This window comes from Succinimonas sp. (assembly GCF_045225735.1).
GTDB lineage: Bacteria > Pseudomonadota > Gammaproteobacteria > Enterobacterales > Succinivibrionaceae > Succinimonas.
Window position 1 is genome coordinate 1 of sequence record NZ_JBGVBR010000257.1, and the last position, 2,598, is coordinate 2,598.

Here is a 2,598-nt window from a genome sequence, read left to right on the forward strand (position 1 = left end):
GGGTCATAAGGGGGCTCCTTTTCTTAAGAACTAAAAAAAGGATACCGGGTTCAGTCAGGGGTGCTGAAAAATCGCAGGGAAGTTACGGTAAAACGGTATCTGACATTCTGATCCTTTAATTCAAAAAGGTGGAGATAAAGCCAGAGCCGTTCCTCCTCCGTGGTCCGAAGCCGGTATTCCTTAACGGAGCGGTTTTCTCCGACAATATAGGAATCCCGGAATTTGGCAAAGGGCGCCAGAAAATAGTTCCCCGGCATCGGCTCATACACCATCTCCGCGATCCCACGGGGCTGCCCCATAAAGGTTACGGCATATTTCACCTTTCTTCCCGTTTCGTTATCTCCCGCTATGGAAATCCCGGTATGCCCCATGGAGGACACAAAGGCCGAGCTGTCCTCATAAACCAGGAGCAGCGACACCTCCGAAACAAAGACATTGCGGCGGTATTCCGCAAAATCCGGGCAGTCCCGGCTGTCCGGAAGCTCATGATAGATAAGGTAATAGCGGGCGGGGTAACGGCAGGCACCCTCCGGGTCTCTTCTGAAATAATCCAGCGTGGCCCGGAGCTCTCTTTCGGGATCAATAACGGCATTCCCCCGGCCGGTGAGATAGAAATCACTGTACTCAATAGCGTTGACGCCGTTTCTGATGTGGAGAAGCGCCTCCCACTTCGTTATGAAAGCGGCGGGGAGATCCTGATAAGGAGTATGCTGTAACTGAGAAGCGGAGAGCTCCGGCCGGGGCTCGCGTTCCTCGGGGTTACTGCCGGAAGCGGGGCTGTTTTCTTCCGAGTTCTCCCCGGCCTGAAGCCGGGGAGCGGCCGCCGCCGCTCCGGAAAGCGTAACCATAAGTCCCTGAACCGTCAGGAAAACAGCCAGAAACCGAACAGCAATTCTGAACATCACAAAAGGAAACAACCATGCATATTAAACGCGCCAAGCCATGGGTAAATCAGGGCTGATCCAAGCCTTATTTCCTGCCAGAAAATTCCGGCCAAACTAACAAATCAGCGACAGCTCCTGGAAGCAGCAAAAACGGGGATGCGGAGACATAAAGAGACCGCCCCTGCCCCGCAAAAATCCCTGAGGCCAAGTCCGGCCTATTTCGCCGGGAATTATACCGCAGGATCTTTGAAAGCAAATGGCTATTTGAAAAAGCTGACGAAACATCCGGGCTATGGAAACGCCCTTTTCAGGATCAGGAGGCGCCGCTTCTTCCCGCAGACTCCGCAAGCATCTGGTATGCCGGGGAGAGAATGAGGTTATACCGCGCCGTGATATAGGCTTTGTAAAAATCCTTTTGAAGAAGAGAGAGTTCTGCCATGTCATCAATAAAGGCGTTTATGGCCGCAAGATCAATGGCCGGAAATACCTTCAGGAGAGCGGCATTGCAGTCGGCATGATGTCTTCCGGTGATAAAATCATGGTAGTTAATTTTGCGGCCCTTCTGTTTAATGGCCGATGTCGGAAACTGAAAGATTCGGGCATGAAGCTCCCGGGGATCTGAAAGCACAAGGCGCATGATGTTCTCATCAGCCTGGGGGAGAAGGCTGCTTCCGCAGTCATATACCGGAGCAAGCGTGAGCCGTCCGGTGTTTTCATCATAAAGAAAGCCCCAGTTTCCATTGTGGCGGTCAAAATTACCGATAAGAGCGTCAATTACGAACATGCTCCAAAAACGTTCGGTAATTACAGATGGCGAAAGATACGACTGAGTCTCAATAGCCTCAATAATGTCGTTAAGCTCAGTTCCGGTACCATTGCTTTTTGAATCTGTGAGGGAATTTTTTACAGAACAGAAATCAAAGAACCTCTTATGGTTTTCAGAAAAATCCTGGCAGGCACAGACAATTTTGTTTTTCCCATTTTCAGAGAAGCTTCCCAGCATGGTCTTCTGAGCAGGAATCCCGCACAGTCTGAAGATGCTGCTGCCAAGATGCTCGCTGACACAACCGTTTGTATAGGAAAGATCAGTAGGTTTTCCGGCTGCAGATGGAGGGAATTTCAAAATATAGATTTCGTTATTCCAAATAACTGGTCTTTTGCCTCCATTGGCACCGTTATAAAACCTTCCGGGAACAACAGGACACGAGGTGAAGTCAATCATCAGATTCTCCGAACAGAAATTTATTACGCAGGTAATCCGCATGTTCATGGGTGATAACACCGTCATCAATCTCTGCTATGTTGATACTGCTGTAGAGTTCGCACCACAGGCAGTCCAGGAGAGTGCTGTGATTTCGCACCCCATCCTTGTAAGCATCAAGATCATGCTGGAGGTAACCCGGCAGGCCGTACTCAAATGATTGTTCGCGGTAATTCCGGAAAAGCTCTGCTTCCTTTAGAAATTCTTCGGAAACCTTGAGAGCCTGAGCCAGTTTTGCGATCGTTGCAGCAGAACAATCTTCAAGGGGGATTTTTCTGGAGATGATACCCTTTATGACGTTTTCGGAAACACCCGACCGGACAGACAAGATTTCCGGAGTCAGACTTCGCTCTGACAGCAGTTCATCGATTATCATACGCAGACTCCTTTTTTGCAGTAATCAATAACATGTTTCATTTTGAAATACCGCTACCTGAAACGTGTGATCATAAC

At 49.4% G+C, this 2,598-nt stretch carries 3 protein-coding genes; all 3 read right to left on the bottom strand.

The features are described from left to right. Positions 1-50 precede the first annotated feature (50 nt). The 3 genes from ACJROR_RS09195 to ACJROR_RS09205 all read right to left on the bottom strand — a co-directional run bounded on the left by ACJROR_RS09195 (position 51) and on the right by ACJROR_RS09205 (position 2,521). The gene (locus ACJROR_RS09195) at positions 51-902 is read right to left on the bottom strand and encodes a DUF4105 domain-containing protein (protein ID WP_406546845.1); all 852 of its coding nucleotides are present in this window, start codon (positions 900-902) and stop codon (positions 51-53) included. 295 nt (positions 903-1,197) lie between these two features. Then, positions 1,198-2,106 carry a HipA domain-containing protein gene (locus ACJROR_RS09200; protein ID WP_406040850.1) on the bottom strand — a complete coding sequence of 303 codons (909 nt, stop codon included), beginning with the start codon at positions 2,104-2,106 and terminating at the stop codon, positions 1,198-1,200. Continuing rightward, complete coding sequence (locus ACJROR_RS09205; protein WP_406040852.1) at positions 2,099-2,521, bottom strand: helix-turn-helix domain-containing protein; 423 nt, start codon at positions 2,519-2,521, stop codon at positions 2,099-2,101. Before ACJROR_RS09205 ends, ACJROR_RS09200 begins: the two co-directional genes overlap by 8 nt. Between the last annotated feature and the right edge of the window lie 77 nt (positions 2,522-2,598).

What these genes read in the sequence shown, in the direction of transcription:
- ACJROR_RS09200 (WP_406040850.1), bottom strand. Translation starts at nt 2,106, where the DNA reads ATGATTGACTTCACCTCGTGTCCTGTTGTTCCCGGAAGGTTTTATAAC.
- ACJROR_RS09205 (WP_406040852.1), bottom strand. Translation starts at nt 2,521, where the DNA reads ATGATAATCGATGAACTGCTGTCAGAGCGAAGTCTGACTCCGGAAATC.
- ACJROR_RS09195 (WP_406546845.1), bottom strand. Translation starts at nt 902, where the DNA reads ATGTTCAGAATTGCTGTTCGGTTTCTGGCTGTTTTCCTGACGGTTCAG.